Here is a 21,248-nt window from a genome sequence, read left to right as displayed (position 1 = left end):
ATAGCGGTACCCGGTGGCCAGGGCATGCGTGACAGTCGATCAACGAATACTGTGCACGCCTGCGTCCAGCCACCCCCGAATAAAAGCGCCGCAGAACCGGCGCAATTGAGGGCACTATGAGCAAGACCAACGAATCCCTGATGCAACGTCGTGTCGCCGCCGTCCCACGTGGCGTTGGCCAGATCCACCCGATCTTCGTCGATACTGCGAAGAACTCGACGGTGATCGACGTTGAAGGCCGCGAACTGATCGACTTCGCCGGCGGCATCGCCGTTCTCAACACTGGCCACCTGCACCCGAAAGTGGTCGCGGCCGTGCAAGAGCAACTGACCAAGGTCAGCCACACCTGCTTCCAGGTGCTGGCCTACGAGCCTTACGTCGAGCTGTGCGAGAAGATCAACAAGCTGGTACCAGGCAACTTCGACAAGAAGACTCTGCTGGTCACCACCGGCTCCGAAGCCGTTGAAAACGCCGTGAAGATCGCCCGTGCCGCCACCGGCCGTGCCGGCGTGATCGCCTTCACCGGCGCCTACCACGGCCGCACCATGATGACCCTGGGTCTGACCGGCAAGGTCGTGCCGTACTCCGCCGGCATGGGCCTGATGCCAGGCGGCATCTTCCGCGCCCTGTTCCCGAGCGAGCTGCACGGTGTCAGCGTTGACGACGCCATCGCTTCGGTCGAGCGCATCTTCAAGAACGACGCCGAGCCGCGCGACATCGCCGCGATCATCCTCGAGCCTGTGCAAGGCGAAGGCGGCTTCCTGCCTGCGCCGAAAGAGCTGATGAAACGCCTGCGCGCCCTGTGCGACCAGCACGGCATCCTGCTGATCGCTGACGAAGTGCAGACCGGCGCTGGCCGTACCGGCACCTTCTTCGCCATGGAGCAGATGGGCGTCGCGCCTGACCTGACCACCTTCGCCAAGTCCATCGCCGGCGGCTTCCCGCTGGCCGGTGTGTGCGGCAAGGCCGAGTACATGGACGCCATCGCCCCGGGCGGCCTGGGTGGCACCTACGCCGGTTCGCCGATCGCTTGCGCCGCAGCCCTGGCGGTGATCGAAGTGTTCGAGGAAGAGAAACTGCTGGATCGCAGCAAGGCCGTTGGCGAGCGCCTGACCGCCGGCCTGCGTGAAATCCAGAAGAAGCACTCGATCATTGGCGATGTCCGTGGCCTGGGCTCGATGATTGCCGTGGAAGTCTTCGAGAAAGGCACCTACACCCCGAACGCCGCCGCCGTTGCCCAGGTGGTCGCCAAGGCGCGTGACAAAGGCCTGATCCTGCTGTCCTGCGGCACCTACGGCAACGTCCTGCGTATCCTGGTACCGCTGACCGCCGAAGACGCCCTGCTGGACAAGGGCCTGGCCATCATCGAAGAGTGCTTCGCCGAACTGGCCTGAAATATGTGACACGTTTCAGAAAAAAACCCGCCTCGGCGGGTTTTTTTATGCCGTTCGTAGGCTTCAGGCGCTAAGGTTGTACGAGGAATCCGTGGAAGCTGCGATGGATCGCGCGTCATTTCTGGAGACTCGCTCATGAGCGCTGCCGACCCCGTCCCCCCCTGCGTGCTGATTGCCGAAGGCGACCCCTGGGTGCGCGACATGCTCAGCGAAATGCTGCTCAGCGTGCGCTGCGATGCGCGCTTACAGGTTTGCGCCGATGGCTCGCAGGCGCTGAACGCGCTGGCGAGCAAGCCTGACCTGATCATTGCTGCCCGCGAACTCGCCGGCCTCGATGGCCTCGACCTGCTGCGCAAGGTGCGCGCCAAGGGCGACAGGCCTGGATTGCCATTTATCCTCATGAGCGATCGCACTGACAGTGCCAGCGTGCGCGAGGCCGTGCCACTGCAGCCCACGGCGTACCTCAGCAAGCCGCTCGACCTGGACAACCTGCGCAAGCGCCTGGAAAACCTGCTGCTGGAGGTGGGCGAGCAGATTGCCTGCCCGGTGCCGCCGCTGCAGCCCGGCGCGCAACTGCCGGCCTACCTGGAACAGCGCCGGGCTACTGCCGATGGCGGCCCGTTGTTTGCCGATGTGCAGGTGGCGGTCAAGCGTGCCCTCAATCCCCATGGCCTCAATCTCAAGGTGCTCGAGGAAGAGGTACGCAACGACCCGCAGATCACCGGCGTACTCATCGCCGCCGCGAACAGCGCCGCGCTGCACCGCGAAGCGCCCGTGCAGACCTTGCTGCAGGCGTTGAACAAGCTTGGCAGCACCCAGAGCATGAACCTGATCCTCGGGCTCACGCTCAAGCGCAGCGCGCGGTTGAGTGACCCCCTGTTGGCGCGGCATGCCGCGCACTACTGGAACCTTTCGCTGCATGCTGCCGACTACGCCCGCACCCTGGCGCGCACGCTCGAAGTGGACGAAGGGCGCTGCTACTGCGCCGGTTTGTTGCATTGCCTGGGCGACCTGGCGGTGCTGCGTACCTTGCAGGAGTGGCGCCTGGCCGGTGGCGAGCTGGACGAGGACCAGGTGGAGCTGTCGCTCAACGAGTTCGGCGCGCCGTTCGGCTCGGCGCTACGCACTCGCTGGCGCTTGCCGCTCGACCTGCGCGAGCTGATCGCCGCGGTGTACCAGCTGGGTGGTGGCGTTTACTCTCGGGAAATCCTGGCGATGAACCTGGCCGGGCAGTTGGCGCGGCTCAAGCCCAGCGAAGGGCTGGAGAAGATTGCCAGCAGCAAGACGGCGCGCCTGCTCAAGCTTGGCTTGCCGGAGCTGTCGCGGCTGCGCAAGGTGGACCCCGAGGCGCTGGCGCGGGAAGATGCCGAGCGTCTGGCGGCGGAAGCTGCCGCGAACGAGCCGGAGGTTGCCCCGATCATTGCGCCGGCTACCGATGCAGGTCCGGCCGAGGGCGAGGAGCACCAGGCCTGATTGGCGTATCGCCGGGGTTGTATTCAGGCTTGGGATCCTTCCTACAGATATTGCGGACGGCTGTTCGTATCCAGAGAAATCCTTCAGGGGTAGTTTTCCCTCCACTCCAACAACGGAATGGCAGGAAGGTTGCGGCTGAAGATGAGCACGTACAGACACCGTGGTCTGCGCTATCAGGTCTATCGATCGCAAGCGCGGAAGCTCGCCCAGGAAGCATTCTGCAGGAGCCAACGTCTGCTCGGTTCTGGGTTTGACGTCGACAAGGTGTGTTTCGAACCCTTAGGTCATAGGGCTGTCGAGGCTTTTCAGTGCTGGGGCGAGCAGACCCACCACTTTCCTTGGGAGGAGGTGCCGCGATGGACGGACTGCGATCTCAAAGGTTTCGACCTGTCGTTGTGGTCAGCGCGAGAGCTCTGCGGTCTTTGCTATGCCAGCCCCCGGCAAAGCAGGCGCTGCATCAAGATCATCCTGCTGGAGGGCAATCCCGGCCCGGGGAACCCATTGAGGGGGCTAGTGGCTTCACTGTCGCTGCTGGCAGTTGCGGAGTACGCAAGGATGCTCAAGTACTCGCGAATAGAAGTTCAACAGCCCGACCCGGGGGCTGAACCCTTGTATTTGTCGCTTGGCTTCGCTCGCGATTCGACCGGGAGTCTCGTGATGCCCGTTGCGGCTATGAGCCAGCAACGTAATTTCCATATATCGGAGGTGCCTATGAGCTATTCGAAAGATTCCAGAAAGGCTGCGTTGATCAAACGCTACACAGACCAAGCCATCGCTCTGGCGGGGGAAATCACCGATCAGCAATGGCATTTTCTCGAAGTCGGCTTCAAGGAGGGACTGGAAAAAGAGCCTGCGGGGAAATTGGCTGGGCCACGTAGCGGGCCGATCGATTACGAGTGGAGTACCGCAGCTGCGAAGTGATCCGCTTCAGCCTTTGACGATCTGGTTCTTGCCCTGGCGCTTGGCACGGTACATGGCCGAATCCGCCCGGGCGAACAGGCTGTCGAGCGTTTCATCCTCATCTCGCAGCCCGGTCAGCCCTTGGCTTACGGTGACCCCGTAGGTTTGCTCGCCATGGCTGAAACTCAACCGCTGGATCTCCCGCTGCAGCCGCTCGGCAATCTGTTCGGCCACCTGCGCGGTGCAGCCCGGGAACACGGCAGCGAACTCCTCTCCCCCTATGCGCCCGAACTGATCGCCCCGACGTAGCACGGCCTTGCCGCTGTCGGCTATGCGCTGCAGCACCTGGTCGCCTTCCTGATGGCCATAGCTGTCGTTGATGTGCTTGAAGTCGTCGATGTCCAGCAGCAGGAAGGCCATCGGCGTGCCGTCCTCGCGGGCGCTGTCGAAGGCCTGCTGGGCGCACTCGAAGAAATGCCTGCGGTTGCTGCTCTGGGTGAGCACGTCGGTTGTGGCCAAGCGTTGCAGCTCACCTTCGAGTTGCTTCTTCTCTGTGATGTCCTCGGCGATGCCAACGATGATCACCCGCTGGTCGCCCTCGCGCTGTTGGTTGATATAGCACTTGTCGCTGAGCCAGCGCACCTCGCCGGCGGCGTTGAGAATACGGTACTCGCGGTCCTCGACGGTACCCTTGACCAGCACCTGGGCCAGGCTGCGCTCGGCGTACTCCAGGTCGTCCGGGTAGATGGCGTCGCGCCATTCGTTGTAGTCGGCCAGCACCAGGCTGGCCGGGCGGCCGAAGATGCGCTCGTAGGCGGGGCTGACGTAGAGCACCTGGCGGGTTTCCCAGTCGAAGGCCCAGAGCACGGCGTTGACGCTGTCGAGCAGCGAACTGTACAGCTGCTCGCGTTCGCTCAGGCGGGCCACTTCGCCTTGAGCGTGCAACAGGGCGAGCAGGGTTTGAGCAGCTTCGGGGCGCGGGGTGCCGGTTGAGGTGGGTGGGATATCTTTGGCCATGAGCACGGAACGGTTCTCGACGATGGGCGTGCGGCCACGATCCGGCCCGCCACGCGGGCGATATGCCGGATTTGAGTCGATTACAGGGGGGGAAGTTCCGGTCGGCACGCCCCGCTGCGGGGCATGCCGATCAACGGTGGCTCAGGCGCCGTTGGGGCGCAGCGAGTAGGTCTTGAGCTGGGCGGCGAAGTCACGCAGCGACTGGATGCCACTGGCCTCGGCCTCGTGTACCCAGTCCTTCATGGCGGCGAGCATGTCGTGGCCATTGGCGCTGGTACGCGCCCAGATCTGCTGCAGCGCCAGACGCTTTTCGTAGATGGTCTTGAGTGCCTGGCTGTGGGCCAGCAGCGACTCGATGCGCACGTGGTGGCGATCCTGCAGCAGGCTGGTTTCCCGCGAGAGCAGGCGCTTGGCGCGGCGGAAGCGGTGGCGTACCGAAGTATCGACCCTGTCCAGCTCCTGCTTGACCAGCGGGCCGATCACCAGCTTGCGGTACTGGGCCATGATCTGGAAGCGGTTGTTGAGGATGGCCATGGCGGTGTCCATGTCCAGCGATGCCTTGCCCTCCACGCGGTGGGCGATAGGCGCCACGCGTTGCACCTTGGCCAGGCGCAGCAGGCTCAGCAGGCGGATCCACATCCAGCCCATGTCAAACTCCCAGCGACGCACCGAGAGCTTCGCCGAGTTGGGATAGGTGTGGTGATTGTTGTGCAGCTCCTCGCCGCCAATGATGATGCCCCACGGCACCAGGTTGGTGGCGGCGTCGCGGCATTCGAAGTTGCGATAGCCCACGGCATGGCCCAGGCCGTTGACCACGCCGGCGGCCCAGAACGGGATCCACATCATCTGGATCGCCCAGATGGTGATGCCGATGGTGCCGAACAGCAGCAGGTCGATGACTGCCATCAGGGCGATGCCGCCGAGCTTGTAGCGGGTGTATAGGTTGCGCTCGATCCAGTCGTCCGGGCAGTTCTTGCCGTAGATGCGCAGCGTCTCCTCGTTGCGCGCTTCTTCCCGGTACAGCTCGGCGCCCTTGCGCAGCACGGTGCCCAGGCCCTTGTGCACCGGGCTGTGCGGGTCGTCGGGGGTTTCGCACTTGGCGTGGTGCTTGCGGTGGATGGCGGTCCACTCGCGGGTGTTCTGCGCCGTGGTGAGCCACAGCCAGAAGCGGAAGAAATGCTTGAGGCCCGCGTTCAGCTCCAGGGCGCGGTGGGCTGAGTAGCGGTGCAGGTAGATGGTGACGCTGACGATGGTCACATGGGTCATCAGCAGGGTGACGGCGACCAGTTGCCAGGCCGACAAGTCGAGCAGACCGTAATACCACATAACGGGAAATACCCTCGGAAAACAGGCGGAACAACGCTGGCATTATCCTTTGGCGGGGAAATAAAACCAGTCGCGCTTTTGGATAGGAAGTCACAGGGTGTTTCAGCCCCTATAATGCCCCTTCATTTTTCATGGGCTCATTCACCCGACATGTCTGTTTCCGTTCGCGACGCCTTGCGCATGGCCGGGCTCTACGTGTTGCTTTCGATTCTCTGGCTGGCGCTGTCCGAGCTGGTCCTGCACGGCATGACCGAGGACCCGTTGGCCTTGGCCGTGGGGCGGCAGATCAATGTCGTGCTCTGGGTCTTGCTCAGTGCCGCGCTGATCTTCGTTTCCCGCGCGCGCCTGCTGGATTTCATCGGCATCGGCGCCCGCCTGCGCAGCGAGGACCGCGAACGCCTGCGCATGGCCGCAGCGGTGTTCGACAGCACCCTGGAAGGGGTGCTGGTGACCGATCGCAACGGCCTGATCGTGCACGTCAACCGGGCGTTCATGCGCATTACCGGCTACCAGCAAGAAGAAGTCATTGGTCAGCGCCCGAGCAAGTTCAAGTCCGGGCGGCATGGCGCGCCGTTCTACCAGCAGATCTATGCCGCGCTGGCGGAGCAGGGCGAATGGAGCGGAGAAATCTGGAACCGCCGTAAAAGCGGGGAGATCTACCCGCAGTGGCAGACGATCTGTGCCATTCGTGACGACAGTGGTGAACTCAGCCATTACGTTGCGGTGTTCAGCGACATCAGCGTGATCAAGCACACCGAGCAAGAGCTGGCCTACCTTGTCCATCACGACCCGCTGACCGGCCTGCCCAACCGCCTGCTGTTCAATGATCGCGCCATGCAGGCGATGGCTGCGGCGCAGGCCAACAAGCGCGGCTGCGCCTTGCTGCTGCTCGACCTCGACCACTTCCAGAGCATCAACGATGGCCTCGGCCACACCATTGGCGACCAACTGCTCAAGCTGGTCGGCGAACGCCTGCGCGAGGTGCTGGGCAACGGCGTGACCCTGGCACGCCTGGGGGGCGACGAGTTCGGCGTGCTGGCCGAGAGCTGCCAGCAGGTCGGCCAGGCCGGCAAGTTGGCGCAATCGATCATCGAACGCTTGAAAGAACCGTTCTGCTTCGAGGGCAACCGCCTGTTCATCAGTGCCAGCATCGGCATCAGCCTGTTCCCCAACGATGCACTGAGTGCCGAACAGCTGCTGCGCAACGCCGATTCGGCGCTGTTCAAGGCCAAGAGCAATGGCCGCGCCTGCTACGCGCTGTACACCGAGGAGCTTACCGCCCATGCCCAGCAGCGGGTCGAGACCGCTGGCGAGTTGCGCCGGGCGCTGGAGCAGCAGGAGCTGCGGGTGTTCTTCCAGCCGGTGCACGACCTGTTCACCGCACGGATGATCGGCGTCGAGGCCCTGGTGCGCTGGCAGCATCCGCAGCGCGGCCTGGTCCCGCCCGGGGAGTTCATCCCCATCGCCGAGCGCACCGGGCTGATCGCCGAGATCGACGCCTGGGTGCTGCACCAGGCCTGCCGGCAGATGGTGCAATGGCAGACCGAAGGGCGGCAGCTGGCGTTCGTCGCGGTGAACATTTCCAGCCGCCTGTTCAGCCAGCGCGACCTGTACCGACAAGTGGCCGATGCGCTGCATGACACCGGGCTGGACCCTGCGCTGCTGGAACTTGAGGTAACCGAGAGCGCGGTGATGGAAGACCCTGAAGTCGCCCTGGAGCAGTTGCACCGCTTGCGCGAGCTGGGTGTGACACTGGCCATCGACGACTTCGGCACGGGTTATTCGTCATTGCTGCGGCTCAAGCGAATGCCCGTGCAGAAGCTCAAGATCGACCAGGGCTTTGTCGCGGGCCTGCCCCATGACGAGGACGACATCGCCATCGTGCGGGTGATCATCGCCCTGGCGCGGAGCATGGGCATGCAGGTGCATGCCGAAGGGGTTGAACAGGCGGAACAGGCGCGGTTCCTGCTGGAGCAGCAATGCCAGCTGGGGCAGGGGTACTGGTTCGGGCGGCCGGTGCCGGCGGCGGAGCTGCACTGGGGTTGAGACCGTATCGCGGGGCAAGCCCGCTCCCACGGTGGGTCGTGGGCTTGCCCCGCGGTGGCCTCAACGCTTGTTCAATCCCTTGGCCAGGCGATCCCCGCCCAGCTGGATCACCGCCACCAATGCCACCAGCATCACGATCACGGTCAGCATAATCTGGCTGTCGAAGCGCTGGTAGCCGTAGCGATAGGCGATATCCCCCAGGCCTCCGGCACCGATCGCTCCGGCCATGGCCGAGGAGTTGATCAGCGTCACCAGGGTGATGGTGAACCCGCCGACGATGCCTGGCAGCGCTTCGGGCAGCAGCACGTGCCAGACGATGTGCCAGCGCCGGCAGCCCATGGCCTGTGCGGCTTCGATCAGGCCATGGTCCACCTCGCGCAGGCTGACCTCGGCGATGCGCGCGAAGAACGGCGTGGCGGCGATGGTCAGTGGCACCACCGCGGCCCAAACGCCATAGGTGGTGCCAACCACCAGGCGGGTGAAGGGGATCAGCGCGACCATCAGGATCAGGAACGGGATCGAGCGGAACAGGTTGACGATGGCGCCCAGCACCCGGTTCAGCGCGGCGGCCTCGAAGATCCCGCCCTTGTCGCTGGTGACCAGCAGCACTGCCATCGGCACCCCGACGAGCAGCGCAACCAACGAGGACACGCCGACCATCAGCAGGGTGTCGAGCAAGCCTTGCAGCAGGCGATCAATCCACATGGCCGAGTACCTCCACATCCGCGGCCCAGCGGCGGGCGCGTTCGAGCAATTGGTCAGTGTCCAGCGGCGAGCCGCGTACGGCCAGGATCAGTTGCCCCAAAGCATGCTCGCCGATGGTCTCGACGCCGCCCTGGAGCAGCCGCACGCGCCCGCCCAGATCGCTGAACAGGGCGCTCAGCTCCGGCTCGCCCACCAGGTCGAGCTTAAGCACCACAGCCGCGTCGCGGCTGATCGGCTGGGCACGCAGGCTGGCTTGCAAGGCGGCCGGCAGCTTGGTCTGCAGCGGTGCGAGCAGGGTCCGGGTGACGTCGTGGCGCGGCGCGCCGAACACTTGCCAGACCTCGCCCTGTTCGACGATCTCGCCCCGCTCGAGCACCACCACGCGGTGGCAGATATCGCGGATCACCGCCATTTCGTGGGTGATCAGCACCACGGTCAGGCCTAGGCGTTGGTTGATGTCGCGCAGCAGCTCGAGGATCGAGGCAGTGGTTTCCGGGTCGAGCGCGGAGGTGGCTTCGTCGCACAGCAGGATCTCGGGGTCATGCACCAGCGCCCGGGCGATGCCGACGCGCTGCTTCTGCCCGCCGGACAGCTGCGCCGGGTAGACATGGTGCTTTTGCGCAAGGCCCACCAGCTCCAGCAGCGCGCTTACCTTGCGCTGACGTTCGGCCTTGGTTACGCCGGCCACCTTCAGCGGCAGCTCGACGTTCTGCCACACGGTCTTGGCCGACATCAGGTTGAAGTGCTGGAAGATCATGCCGATGCGCCGGCGCAGGGCCACCAGGCGGTCTTCGTCGAACGGTGCGATATCCACCTGGTCGATCAGCACCCGGCCCTGGCTGGGCTGTTCCAGGCGGTTGATGGTGCGCAGCAGCGAAGACTTGCCGGCACCGCTGCGGCCGATGATGCCGAAGATTTCACCGCGGCGGATGTTCAGGTCGATGCCTTGCAGCGCTGGCTGGACCTGGCCCGGATAAGTCTTGGCCAGACCGATGAAGCGGATGTGCGCCTGGTTCACTTCCGGGCGCAGGGCCGTTTCCTCGGCCTTGAACGGTTCGGCGGACGGGATGGGCGCCCTCAGGGCGCTGGCCTGGGCCATGTCAGCCTTCCCAGCCGGCCTGGTAGAGCTTGCCATGGGCCTTGTCCAGGGCGGCGCGCACGGCTGGCGAGTGTTGGTAGATATCGACGAACTTGGCCAGGCGCGGGTCGTTTTTCTCCTGTGGGCGGATAACGAACTGGATCACGTACTCCTTGTTCTCCAGGCCGTCGAACAGCAGCGCCGAGGTGGCGTCAAAGGTGTTGGCCAGGCGGATATACGCCGGGTAGCCCTGCACCAGGTCGGCGTCGTCATAGGCGCGCACCAGTTGTACCGCTTCTACCTGGAGAATTTTGATCTTCTTCGGGTTGGCGATGATGTCGTCCTCGGTGGCCTTGTAACCCACGCCCTGCTTGAGGGTGATCAGGCCGGCCTTGGCCAGCAGTTGCAGGCCACGGCCGCTATTGATCGGATCGTTGGCGATGGCCACGCTGGCGCCTTCGGGCAGCTCGGCAAAGCTTTTGTACTTTTTCGAGTACAGCCCGACGTTGTTGATGATCCCTGGTGCATAGGGGACCAGGTTGAAGCCGGCGGCGGCCTTGGCGTTTTCCAGGAACGGGATGTGCTGGAAGTAGTTCACGTCGATGTCGCCGCTGTTGAGGCTGACATTCGGCGCGATCCAGTCGCTGAATTCGATCAGTTTCACATCCAGGCCCTGTTTATGGGCCTCCTCCACCGCCGCCTCCAGGGGGATGGCGAAGGCGGCGGTGGTGCCGATCTTCAGCGGCTCCGCGGCAAAGGCGGCGGCGGACAGGCCGAGGCCCAGGGCAATGGCCGCGACGGGCCGGAACAGTTTCTCAAGCATGGTGCAGGGCTCCAGTCGGGGCAGGGTCGGGGGTGTTGCGGTAGCGGGCGCCGGGGTGCCCGGCGGGCAGGCGTGCCTCGCCGTTGGCGAACAGCTTCTCGCGCAGGGTGCCCTCGGCGTAGGCGGTCTTGTAGCGACCGCGGCGTTGCAGGGCGGGAACCACCAGTTCGATGAAGTCCTCGTAGCTTTCCGGGGTGACGGTGCGGGTCAGGTTGAAACCGTCCAGGCCGGTTTCGTCTATCCAGGCGATCAGTTGCTCAGCCACCTGCTCGGCGTCGCCGACCAGGGTTACATAGCGACCGCCCAGGGCGTGCTGTTCGAGCAGGCGGCGGCGGGTCCAGGCGCTTTCCTGCAACTGGCGAGTGGCGGACTGGATGGCGTTGCCCTTGGCGAAGCCGATGGGCTCGTCGAGTTCGTAGCGCGAGAAGTCGATACCGGTGGAGCTTGCGAAATGCGCGACCCCGGCCTCGGCACTGGCGTAGTGCAGGTATTCGGCGTGCTTGGCCTGTGCCTGCGCCTCGGTCGGCGCAACGATCACGGTGATGCCCATGAACACCTTGAGTGCCTGTGGGTCGCGCCCGGCCGCCTTGGCCGCGGCGCGCACCTTGTCGACCTGGGCGCGGGTGGCGGCCTTGTCCTGGCCGCTGATGAACACGCACTCGGCATGGTTGCCGGCAAAGGCCAAACCGCGCGCTGAACTGCCGGCCTGGAACAGTACCGGCGTGCGTTGCGGCGAAGGTTCGCACAGGTGATAGCCCTCGACCTTGTAGAACTCGCCATGGTGCTCGACCTTGCGCACCTTGTCGGGGCGTGCATAGACACGCTGCGCGCGGTCGGCGACCACGGCATCGTCGGCCCAGCTGCCTTCGAGCAGCTTGTACAGCACCTGCAGGTACTCGTCGGCCTGGTCGTAGCGGCGGTCGTGCTCCGGTTGCTGTTCCAGGCCCATGGCCCGGGCGGCGCTGTCGAGGTAGCCGGTGACGATGTTCCAGCCGACCCGGCCATTGCTCAGGTGGTCGAGTGTGGAAAGGCGCCGAGCGAACAGGTAAGGCGCCTCGTAGGTCAGGTTGGCGGTGAGGCCGAAACCTAGATGCTTGGTAACGGCGGCCATGGCCGAGACCAGCAGCAGCGGGTCGTTGACCGGCAACTGGATCGACTCCTTGAGCGTCACGTCCAGCGACTGGCCATAGACGTCGTAGGTGCCGACGATATCGGCGATGAACAGCCCGTCGAACAGCCCGCGCTCGAGCAGGCGGGCCAGGTCGGTCCAGTAGTCGAGGGTCTTGTACTGGGTCGAAGTGTCCCGAGGGTGGCTCCACAAACCGTGGTTGATATGCCCGATGCAGTTCATGTTGAAGGCATTGAGCAGGATCTGCTTGGCCATCAGATGGTCCCCCGGCGCGGCGGCTTCTCGTCGTTGAGGTAGTAATTGCCGATGGCGTGGTACTTCCAGCGCACCGGGTCGTGCAGGGTGTGCACCCGGGCGTTGCGCCAGTGGCGGTCGAGGKTGTGCTCGGCCAGGGKGGCCTGGCTGCCGGCGAGCTCGAACAGCGTGGTGCCGGCGGCCAGGGAGATCTCGGTGCTGATCGCACGGGCCTCGGCGACGGCAATCGAGGCGGCGGCCAAGGTCTCGGCGTTGCTGTCGGCCTGGGCGATGTCGAGGATTTCACCCGCGCGTTCAAGCAGGGCCTCGGTGGCGTGCAGGCGGATTGCAAGGTGACCGAAGCTCTTCAGGGTCAGCGGATCGTCGCTGGCCTTATCGAGGCCGGAGTCGATCCAGGGGCGGCTGCGGGTGCGCACGAAGTGCAGGGCATCCTCGTAGGCGGCGCGGGCGATGCCGGTGTCGATGGCGGCATGGAGGATCTGCGCCAGCGGTCCGACCGTGGTCGGGCGTTCGAAGGCGCTCTGGAATGGCACCACGTCCTCGGCGCGCACCTGCACATGGTTGAACACCACAGAGCCACTGCCGGTGGTGCGCTGGCCGAAGCCGCTCCAGTCGTCGATCACCTCGATGCCCGGGTTGTCGGCGGGCACGAAGGCCAGGTGCGATACGCCCTGTTCGTCGATCACCAGGGTCGGGATGCGCTGGGCGTAGATCGCGCCGGTGCAGTAGAACTTACGGCCATCGATGCGGTAATGGTCGCCGTCGCGGCTCAGGCGCGTGGTGCGCTCGTGGGCGTTCTTCGTGCCGAGCTCGGCCAGGGCGTTGCCGAAGCGGCGGCCGGCGAGGACTTCGGCATAGAGGCGGCGCTGCTGTTCGGGGCTGCCGTTCACCCGCAGCACCTCCAGGGCGTAGAAGTGGTTCTGCGGGATCTGCCCGAGCGAGGCGTCGGCCTGGGCGATGCGGGCGATGACCTTGGCCAGGGTGGCGCTGGACACACCGGCGCCGCCAAAGGCCTTGGGCACGCTGATGCCCCACAGGCCGGACTGCACGAAACGTTCGAGTTCGGCATGGGGCAGGCGGCGTTCGCGGTCGCGCAGGGCGCTGTCTTCGCGCAGGTAGTGGACGAGTTCGTCGGCGACGGCCAGGGCCTGGGCGTCGGTAGTGATGATGGATGCAGTCATTGTGCTCTCCAGGTCCCATCGCGGAGCACGCCCGCCCTCACGCGAGCGCGTGGGAGCGGGCTTGCCCCGCGACGGGCCGATATCAGATCCAGGAATGGCGGGCCGGCAGGGTGCCGTTGAGGTGGTAGGCGCCGACGGCGTGGTACTTCCAGCGCACCGGGTCGTGCAGGGTGTGCACGCGGGCGTTGCGCCAGTGCCGGTCGAGGTTGAACTCGGCCAGGCTGGCGCGGCTGCCGGCCAGCTCGAACAGCTTCTCGCTGGCCTGCAGCGAGATCTCGGTGGTGAGCACCTTGGCTTCGGCCACGGCAATCGAGGCACGGGCCGCGACGGCGGCATCGATCACCCCGGCGTTCACCTCGTCGAGCACCCTGGCGGCCTTGCGCAGCAGGGCCTCGGCGGCATGCAGTTCGAGCTTCAGGCGGCCGATGTCGGCGATCACATAGGGATCGTCGCTGTTGCGTTCGACCTTGGCCTCGATCCAGGGCCGCGATTTTTCCCGGACGAAGGTAATCGTGTCCTTGATGGCCGCTTCGGCGATGCCGGCGTCGATGGCCGCCTGGATCAGCTGCGAGGCGGCACCCTGGATGCTGGGCTCCTCACGCAGGCGCCAGTTATCCACCACCAGGTCGGCGTCCACCGGCACCTGGTCGAGCAGAACGGTGCCGCTGGCGGTGGTGCGCTGGCCGAAGCCGGACCAGTCGTCGATGATGCGCAGCCCCGGGCTACCGCGACGGACGAAGGCCAGGCGTTGCCGGCCGTCATCGTCCAGGGCTTTTACCGCTACCCAGTGGGCGTACAGGGCGCCGGTGGAGTAGAACTTCTCGCCACTGATGCGATAGCCGTCGCCCTCGCGGGTAATGCGCGCCTTGAGTGTCAGGGTGTCCTTGGTCCCGCGCTCGGGGCCGGCATTGCCGATGCGCCAGCCGTCGAGCACGGCGCGGAAGATCGCTTCCTGCTGCGCCGGGGTGGCGGTAAGGCGCACCAGTTGCAGGATGCCGAACTGGTTCTGCGGGATCTGCCCCAGCGCCGGGTCGGCGGCACTGATCAGGCGGAACACTTCGGCGATGGTTTCGAACGAGACCTCGGGGCCGCCAAAGGCCTTGGGCACGCTGATGCTGCCCAGGCCGCTGCGGGTGAACTGTTCGATCTCGGCCCAGGGCAGCTTGCGCTGCTGGTCACGTTTGGCGGCCTGCTGGCGGGCCACCTCGGCCAGCTCGCGGGCGGCTTGCAGGGCTTCTTCATCGTTGCGCAGCACCTTGGCCGGTAGCAGCAACGGTGAGCTGTCGTGATCGCTGGGGATTCGGGTAGTTGGCTGGCTGGACATCAGTACCGCTCCTTGGCTGCACTCAATGCCCTGGCGTTGGCCACTGGGGTGATTGTGTTCCTGACCATTCCTTACCTCACAAAGTGGGAAGCGTCGCCTCAGCTGAGGGCGACAGACATTTGCTGGTCCGGTGGTCCGGTCTATATACCCTATTCGTTTAGAAAAAGTTTATGAACTACCGTTTAGGAATATGAATAGAAGAACTGCCGGGTCGACCCCCTCGCCGGCAAGCCGGCGAGGGGGCCAGAACGGTCAACGCTGTATCGTCACTACCAGCTTGCCCACCGCCTGGCGTTGCGCCAAGCGCTCGATTGCCGCGCCGCCCTCGGCCAGCGCATAGGTCTGGGACACCAGAGGCTTGAGTTTCCCTTCGGCATGCCAGGCAAACAGCTGACGGAAGTTGGCCGCGTTGTCTTCCGGCTGGCGCTGGGCGAACGCGCCCCAGAACACCCCGAGCACCGCCGCGCCCTTGAGCAGCGTCAGGTTCACCGGCAGTTGCGGGATCGTGCCGCTGGCAAAGCCCACCACCAGCAACCGCCCGTTCCACGCCAGCCCGCGCACGGCCTGGTCGAACAGCGCGCCGCCGACCGGGTCGTAGATCACGTCCACACCCTGGCCGCCGGTCAGGCGCTTGATCTCGTCCTTGAGGCTGGCCTGGCTGTAGTCGATCAGTTCGTCGGCGCCGGCCGCCTGGGCGACTGCCAGTTTCTCGGCGCTGCTGGCTGCGGCGATCACCCGGGCGCCCAGGGCCTTGCCGATTTCCACCGCCGCCAGCCCTACGCCACCCGAGGCGCCGAGCACCAGCAGGGTTTCGCCGGCCTTGAGCTGGCCGCGCTGGGTCAGGGCGTGCATCGAAGTGCCGTAGGTCATGCCGAACGCGGCGGCGGTGGTGAAGTCCATGCCCGCCGGGATCGGCAGCACGTTGTAGAACGGTACCGCCACCTGCTCGGCGAAGGCGCCCCAGCCGGTCAGGGCCATGACCCGGTCGCCGACCTTGAACGCGCCGGCCTTCTCGCCGACCGCAGCCACCACGCCGGCCGCCTCGCCACCCGGGGCGAACGGCAGCGGCGGCTGGAACTGGTACTTGCCCTCGATGATCAGGGTGTCGGGGAAGTTGACCCCGGCGGCGTGCACGTCGAGGAGGATCTCGTTCTTCTTCGGCGCGGGGCTGGCGACCTCTTCCAGGACCAGGTCCCGCGCCGGGCCCAGGGCTTTGCACAACAAGGCTTTCATCAGGGCTATTCCTTTGCGTGTGGTGGCCGATAAGTGTAGGAGGGCCACCCCGAGGGTCAACGAGCATGGTCGGCCCTGATGAGCCGGCATAAGCCCGGGCTTGGGTTTGGCCGGCGCGCTGGGTAAGCTGGCGCCAACTGTATTGAGGAGCGAATTCGTGAAAGCGTGGATCTTGATGGTGCTGGCCCTGATGCTGCCAGTGGCGGCGATGGCCGAGGAAAAGGAAGGCGAACCCAAGGTCGCCTACATCAGCCTCAGCCCGCCCTTCGTTGGCAACTACGCCCTCGACGGCGGCCCCAAGCTGCGCGTGTACAAGGCCGACGTCGCCCTGCGCGTGACCGGCGATGCCGCCGCCACGGCGGTCAAGCACCACGAACCGCTGATCCGCAACCAACTGGTGGCGCTGTTCACCCAGCAGGGCGTGGACAACATGAGCAACGTCGAGGCCAAGGAAAAGCTGCGCCAGGAAGCCCTGAAGCAGGTGCAGCAGGTGATGGAGTCCGAAGAGGGCAAGCCGATCGTCGAGGACCTGCTGTTCAACAACCTGATCGTGCAGTGATCAGGCGGCGAGGCTGCGGCGAAAGCGCGCCAGGGCCACGCCGAAGAACACCAGGCCGATCGCGGCCAGCGCCGCGACGTCCGGCCACACCACGCTCAGCCCGGCGTCGCGGAACAGGATCGCCGCGCCGAGGCTGACGAAGTGGGTCGAAGGCGAGCCCTGCATGACCCACTGCAGCCACTGCGGCATGCTGTCCAGCGGCGTGCTGCCCCCCGATAGCAGCAGCATCGGGATGATCACCGGGATCGCCAGCAGGCCGAACTGCGGTGTCGAGCGCGCCAGGGTGGCGAGGAAGATGCCCAGTGCCGTGCTGGCGAACAGGTACAGCGCAGTCACCCCCAGGAACAGCCCCATCGAGCCCGCCAGCGGCACGCCCAGGGCGCCCTTGACCACCACTTCCAGCGATATCCAGGTACAGGCCACCACCACCAGGGCGTTGCTGGCGATCTTCGCCAGCATGATTTCCAGTGCCGTCAACGGCAGCACCAGCAGGTGGTCGAGAGTGCCGTGCTCGCGTTCGCGCAGCAACGCGGTGCCGGTGAGGATGATGGCCAGGATGGTGATGTTGTTGACGATCTGGATCACCGCCAGGAACCAGCCGCCTTCGAGGTTGGGGTTGAACAGCGCCTTCGGATTGAGCAGTGCCGGGCTGCTGGTGCTGCGGCCTGCGTATTCCAGCAGCTCGCGTTCGAAGATCCGCCCGATGTAGCCGGCCCCCATGAAGGCCTGGCTCATGGCCGTGGCATCGACGTTGACCTGCAGCTCCGGCGAACGCCCGGCCAGCAGGTCGGCCTGGAAGTTCACCGGCACGTTGATCACGAAGGTGTACTGGCCGCTGTCCATGGCCTGGTCCAGGCGATCCGCCGGCAGTGCCACGGCGGGCTGGAACTCGGGCGGTTGCAGCGACTCGGCGAGCTTGCGCGAGATGGCGCCGTGGTCTTCGTCGACCACGGCGACACTGGCGTTGTGCACGCCGATCACCGAGCCTGCGGCGGGCATGTAGATCGCCACGCTGAAGGCGTACAGCAGGAACAGCAGCAACACGCTGTCATGGCGCAGGCTGGTGAGTTCCTTCAGGCCCAGGCGCAAGGTGTGGGAGAGACGGCTCATCTCAGGCCTCCTGCTTTTTCAGCATGATCAGGCTCAGCCCGGTGAAGGAGGCGAAGAAGCCCAGCAGCGCCAGGCACTGCGGCCACAGCTCGCGCAGGCCCAGGGCCTTGGTGAAGGTGCCGACGGCGATGTCGAGGAAGTAGCCGGCCGGGAACAACTGGCCCATCAGCGCCGCCGCGCCCTCCAGCGACGAGCGCGGCACGATCAGGCCGGAGAACTGGATGGTCGGCAGGCTGGTGATGATCAGGGTGCCGAGGATCGCGGCGATCTGCGTGCGGGTGAACGCCGAGATCAACAGACCCAGGCTGGTGGTCGCCAGCAGGTAGGCCAGGCCGCCGCAGGCCAGGGCCAGCGGGCTGCCCTTGAGCGGCACGCCGAACAGCCAGCGGTTCATCGCCACCAGCAGCGCCAGGTTGACCAGGCTCACTGCGAGGTAGGGCGCCTGCTTGCCGAGCAGAAATTCCAGGCGGGTGAGGGGCGTTGCGTAGAAGTTGGTGATCGAGCCCAGCTCTTTTTCCCGCACGATGCCCAGCGCGGTGAGCATGGCCGGGATGAAGGCCAGGATCAGCGCCATGACGCCGGGGCCGATGGCGTTCACGCTGACCACGTCCTGGTTGTAGCGGAAGCGCGTTTCCAGGCGCACCGGCTGCTGGCGCGCCACGGGGTGGGGGCCGAGGGCGGCCAGCTGCTCCAGGTTGGCCTGGTGGACGGCCTCGACATAGTTGCGGCTGGTCTCGGCGCGAAACGGCATGCCGCCATCGAGCCAGGCGGCCACTACCGGCTGGCGCCCGGCATGCAGGTCGCGGCCGAAGCCCGGCGGGATCTCCAGGGCCAGCTTGATCTCCGAGCGCTGCAGGCGCTGGTGCAACTGGCGGGCATCGCGGATCGGCGGCCGCTCGGCGAAGTAGCGCGAGCCACGGAAGGCCTCCAGGTAGGCGCGGCTCTGCGGGCTCTGGTCCTGGTCATAGACGGCGAAGGCGAGGTTTTCCACATCCAGCGAGATGCCATAGCCGAAGATCACCATCATGAACAATGCCCCCGCCAGGGCGAAGGTCAGACGCACCTTGTCGCGCAGCAGCTCCTTGCCCTCGCGGCTGGCTACGGCCAGCAGGCGGCGCAGGCTGAAGGCCTGGCGCAGGGCGGGCGCTGGGGCAGCCGCCTGTTCCAGCGTGGTGTCGGCTTGTGTCTGGGTGGGCGCGTCCTGGGCCTGTTCGAGGCAACGCACGAAAGCGTCTTCCAAGGTGTCGCCGCCGAACTGGACTTGCAGGGCCTGCGGGGTGTCGCAGGCCAGCACCCGGCCGGCGTGCATCAGCGAGATGCGGTCGCAGCGCAGGGCCTCGTTCATGAAGTGGGTGGACAGGAAGATGGTCACGCCCTGCTCGCGGGACAACTCCACCAGCAGTCGCCAGAAGTCGTCGCGGGCCGCCGGATCGACGCCCGAGGTTGGTTCATCGAGGATCAGCACTTCTGGGCGGTGCAGCACTGCCACGGCCAGCGACAGGCGTTGGCGCAGACCCAGGGGCAGGGCACCGGAAGGCTGGTCGGCGATGGCGCCAAGGTCGAAGCGCTCGATGAGTTCGGCGATGCGCGGCGCGCTGTCGGCCTTGTCCAGGTCGAACAGGCGAGCGTGCAGCTCGAGGTTCTGCCGGGCGCTCAGCTCGCCGTACAGGGAGTAACTCTGGGACATGAAACCGACCCGCTTGCGCGTGGCCAGGTCGCCGGCATCCACCGGACGGCCAAGCAGGCTGGCGCTGCCCTCGCTGGCCGGCATCAGGCCGGTGAGCACCTTCATGGTGGTGGTCTTGCCGCAGCCGTTGGAGCCTAGGAAACCAAAGATCTCGCCGCGGCCGATGGCGAAGCTGACCTTGTTCACCGCAGTGAAGTCGCCGAAGCGCAAGGTCAGGTCGTGGGCCTCGATGGCGATCGGCCCGTCGTCGGCCTGGCGTGGCGGAATCCGCAGCGGCTCGGGTTGCTCGCGGCCGGCCCCCTGGAAGTGGGTGAAGGCATCGTCGAGCTTGCCACTGGGCGTGGCCGCCGCCAGCTCACGGCTCAAGCCCGCAGCCAGCAAGCGACCGGCATCGAGCATCAGGCAGTGCTCGAACTGCTCGGCCTCCTCCATGTAGGCGGTGGCCACCAGCAGGGTCAGCTGCGGGCGTTGCGCGCGCACCTGCTCGACCAGCTCCCAGAAGCGCCGCCGCGACAGCGGGTCGACGCCGGTGGTCGGCTCGTCGAGGATCAGCAGGTCCGGCTCGTGGATCAGCGCGCAGCACAACCCCAGCTTCTGCTTCATGCCGCCCGACAGCTTGCCGGCCGGGCGCTCGGCGAAGCGCTCAAGATCGGTGGCGCGCAGCAGGCTGGTCATGCGTTGCTCGCACTCGGCGCGGCCAAGGCCGAACAGGGTGGCGAAGAAGCGAATGTTCTCGCGGATCGACAGCTCCGGGTACAGGTTGTTGCCCAGGCCCTGGGGCATGAACGCGACCTTGGGGTACAGCGCGGTGCGGTGGCGGCGTTGGCGAATCGAGCCGCCGAGCACCTGCAACTCACCCTGTTGCAGGCGCTTGACCCCGGCAATCAGCCCGAGCAGGGTCGACTTGCCGGCGCCGTCCGGGCCGATCAGGCCGCAGCGGGTGCCGGCCGGCAGGCTGAACGCGAGGGGGTGCAGGGCCTGCAGATCGCCATAGCGGTGGCTGACGCTGTCGGCCTGCAGCGCTGTTGCCGCGTTCATTGCAGGTTGGCCGGCCAGCCCACGTCGGCGGTGCGCACATAACCGGCACCGGGCATGCCCGGCTTGGCCTGGGGCACAGCGCTCGGCTCGGTCAGGCGCAGCTTGACCCGGAACACCAGTTTTTGCCGCTCGTCACGGGTCTCGACCTGTTTCGGGGTGAACTGCGCTTTAGCCGCGACAAAGGCGATTTTCGCCGGCAGGGCCTGCTCGGGCAGGGCGTCGAGCACGATCCGCGCCTGGTCGCCCACGGTCAGCCGGCCGGTGGTGGCGGCGGGCAGGTAGAGATTCATGTACTGGTCGCTGGGGTCGATCAGCATCAGCACCCGGCCACCGGCACCGAGCACCTCGCCAGGCTCGGCCAGGCGCAGCTGGATGATGCCGTCGATGGGGGCGCGCAGGCTGCTGTCGTCGATTTCGCTGGTGAGCTGGGCGACCTGGGCCTCGGCGGCGCCGATGGCGGCCTTGATCGCCGCCAGCTGGGCGCGGGCGGCGACCACGGCAGAGGTGGCGGTGTCATAGCGTGCCTGTTGCTGGTCGAGCAACTGCTGGCTGGCGAACTTGCGCTGGTAGATTTCGCGCACGCGCTTGAGCTCCTGGCTGGCCAGCAGCAGTTCGCTCTGGCGCAGCTGCACGCTGGCCTGGGCGGCGGCGTAGTTCTCGCGGGCGCGCAGTACCTCGGCCTCGGCCTGGCTGCGCTGGGCCTCCATGGTGCGGGTGTCGATGCGCGCGAGCATTTGGCCGCGGGTGACCTTGTCACCTTCATCGACCAGCACCTCGGCCAGGCGCCCGGGGACCTTGCTGGCGATCTGCACTTCGGTGGATTCGAGGCGCCCGTTGCCCATGCTCAGGCCTTCGGGCAGGCGGTCGTGTAGGGACTTCCAGTAACCCAGCCCGCCGGCCGTCAGTAGCAGCAACACCAAGGCGGAGGCGAAGATTCTGGGGGCTTTTCGATTCATCGGTCTGCATCCTG

17 protein-coding genes are annotated in these 21,248 nt (G+C 66.0%); 5 read left to right on the top strand and 12 right to left on the bottom strand.

Going from position 1 to position 21,248, the window contains the following annotated elements:
* Nucleotides 1-116: 116 nt before the first annotated feature.
* The 3 genes from gabT (at nucleotide 117) to ABZO33_RS01965 (ending at nucleotide 3,788) form a co-directional block, all read left to right on the top strand.
* A complete protein-coding gene (gabT, locus tag ABZO33_RS01975; RefSeq protein ID WP_414534645.1) occupies nucleotides 117-1,394 on the top strand; it encodes a 4-aminobutyrate--2-oxoglutarate transaminase in 1,278 nt (425 codons plus the stop codon).
* A 135-nt stretch (nucleotides 1,395-1,529) separates the two neighbouring features.
* Nucleotides 1,530-2,867, top strand: a complete 1,338-nt coding sequence (locus ABZO33_RS01970) for an HDOD domain-containing protein (RefSeq protein ID WP_414534644.1) — start codon at nucleotides 1,530-1,532, stop codon at nucleotides 2,865-2,867.
* Nucleotides 2,868-3,008: 141 nt separating this feature from the next.
* Nucleotides 3,009-3,788 (top strand): hypothetical protein, encoded by a 780-nt coding sequence (locus ABZO33_RS01965; protein ID WP_414534643.1) that lies wholly within the window; start codon nucleotides 3,009-3,011, stop codon nucleotides 3,786-3,788.
* A gap of 6 nt (nucleotides 3,789-3,794) precedes the next feature.
* On the opposite strand, the gene ABZO33_RS01960 is transcribed toward ABZO33_RS01965, so the two are convergent.
* Nucleotides 3,795-4,784 carry a GGDEF domain-containing protein gene (locus ABZO33_RS01960; protein ID WP_414534642.1) on the bottom strand — a complete coding sequence of 330 codons (990 nt, stop codon included), beginning with the start codon at nucleotides 4,782-4,784 and terminating at the stop codon, nucleotides 3,795-3,797.
* A gap of 141 nt (nucleotides 4,785-4,925) precedes the next feature.
* Complete coding sequence (gene desA, locus ABZO33_RS01955) at nucleotides 4,926-6,110, bottom strand: delta-9 fatty acid desaturase DesA (RefSeq protein WP_414534641.1); 1,185 nt, start codon at nucleotides 6,108-6,110, stop codon at nucleotides 4,926-4,928.
* A 150-nt stretch (nucleotides 6,111-6,260) separates the two neighbouring features.
* Here desA and dibA point away from each other — a divergent pair, with 150 nt between their 5' ends.
* Nucleotides 6,261-8,156 carry a phosphodiesterase DibA gene (gene dibA, locus ABZO33_RS01950; protein ID WP_414534640.1) on the top strand — a complete coding sequence of 632 codons (1,896 nt, stop codon included), beginning with the start codon at nucleotides 6,261-6,263 and terminating at the stop codon, nucleotides 8,154-8,156.
* 60 nt (nucleotides 8,157-8,216) lie between these two features.
* Here dibA and ABZO33_RS01945 read toward each other — a convergent pair whose 3' ends face one another.
* From ABZO33_RS01945 to ABZO33_RS01915, 7 genes are all read right to left on the bottom strand, one after another.
* The gene (locus tag ABZO33_RS01945) at nucleotides 8,217-8,861 is read right to left on the bottom strand and encodes a methionine ABC transporter permease (RefSeq protein WP_414534639.1); all 645 of its coding nucleotides are present in this window, start codon (nucleotides 8,859-8,861) and stop codon (nucleotides 8,217-8,219) included.
* Nucleotides 8,851-9,960, bottom strand: a complete 1,110-nt coding sequence (locus tag ABZO33_RS01940; protein ID WP_414534638.1) for a methionine ABC transporter ATP-binding protein — start codon at nucleotides 9,958-9,960, stop codon at nucleotides 8,851-8,853. The genes ABZO33_RS01945 and ABZO33_RS01940 overlap by 11 nt, the downstream gene beginning before the upstream one ends.
* Nucleotide 9,961: 1 nt before the next feature.
* Nucleotides 9,962-10,762, bottom strand: coding sequence for a MetQ/NlpA family ABC transporter substrate-binding protein (locus ABZO33_RS01935; RefSeq protein WP_414534637.1), 801 nt, complete (start codon nucleotides 10,760-10,762; stop codon nucleotides 9,962-9,964).
* Nucleotides 10,755-12,146, bottom strand: a complete 1,392-nt coding sequence (locus ABZO33_RS01930; protein ID WP_414534636.1) for an LLM class flavin-dependent oxidoreductase — start codon at nucleotides 12,144-12,146, stop codon at nucleotides 10,755-10,757. Before ABZO33_RS01930 ends, ABZO33_RS01935 begins: the two co-directional genes overlap by 8 nt.
* Nucleotides 12,146-13,327, bottom strand: a complete 1,182-nt coding sequence (locus ABZO33_RS01925) for an SfnB family sulfur acquisition oxidoreductase (RefSeq protein WP_414534635.1) — start codon at nucleotides 13,325-13,327, stop codon at nucleotides 12,146-12,148. The genes ABZO33_RS01930 and ABZO33_RS01925 overlap by 1 nt, the downstream gene beginning before the upstream one ends.
* 82 nt (nucleotides 13,328-13,409) lie before the next feature.
* Nucleotides 13,410-14,651, bottom strand: coding sequence for an SfnB family sulfur acquisition oxidoreductase (locus ABZO33_RS01920; protein ID WP_414534634.1), 1,242 nt, complete (start codon nucleotides 14,649-14,651; stop codon nucleotides 13,410-13,412).
* 252 nt (nucleotides 14,652-14,903) lie between these two features.
* Nucleotides 14,904-15,884 carry an NADPH:quinone oxidoreductase family protein gene (locus ABZO33_RS01915; RefSeq protein ID WP_414534633.1) on the bottom strand — a complete coding sequence of 327 codons (981 nt, stop codon included), beginning with the start codon at nucleotides 15,882-15,884 and terminating at the stop codon, nucleotides 14,904-14,906.
* Between the two features lie 157 nt (nucleotides 15,885-16,041).
* Between ABZO33_RS01915 and ABZO33_RS01910 the strand changes: the two genes are divergently transcribed.
* A complete protein-coding gene (locus ABZO33_RS01910; protein ID WP_050703318.1) occupies nucleotides 16,042-16,443 on the top strand; it encodes a flagellar basal body-associated protein FliL in 402 nt (133 codons plus the stop codon).
* On the opposite strand, the gene ABZO33_RS01905 is transcribed toward ABZO33_RS01910, so the two are convergent.
* From ABZO33_RS01905 to ABZO33_RS01895, 3 genes are read right to left on the bottom strand one after another with little or no spacing between them, the layout of a single operon-like run.
* Nucleotides 16,444-17,553: an ABC transporter permease gene (locus ABZO33_RS01905; RefSeq protein WP_038707028.1), complete on the bottom strand. Its 1,110-nt coding sequence runs from the start codon at nucleotides 17,551-17,553 to the stop codon at nucleotides 16,444-16,446.
* A gap of 1 nt (nucleotide 17,554) precedes the next feature.
* Nucleotides 17,555-20,278, bottom strand: coding sequence for a ribosome-associated ATPase/putative transporter RbbA (rbbA, locus tag ABZO33_RS01900; protein ID WP_414534632.1), 2,724 nt, complete (start codon nucleotides 20,276-20,278; stop codon nucleotides 17,555-17,557).
* On the bottom strand, nucleotides 20,275-21,234 hold the full coding sequence (locus ABZO33_RS01895; RefSeq protein ID WP_414534631.1) for an HlyD family secretion protein: 960 nt from the start codon (nucleotides 21,232-21,234) through the stop codon (nucleotides 20,275-20,277). The genes rbbA and ABZO33_RS01895 overlap by 4 nt, the downstream gene beginning before the upstream one ends.
* Between the last annotated feature and the right edge of the window lie 14 nt (nucleotides 21,235-21,248).

Origin of the sequence: Pseudomonas sp. CAM1A (genome assembly GCF_047501685.1) — a bacterium.
Taxonomy (GTDB): Bacteria; Pseudomonadota; Gammaproteobacteria; order Pseudomonadales; family Pseudomonadaceae; genus Aquipseudomonas.
Note: the sequence above shows the minus strand (reverse complement) of the source record. Positions and strands in the feature narration are given on the sequence as shown.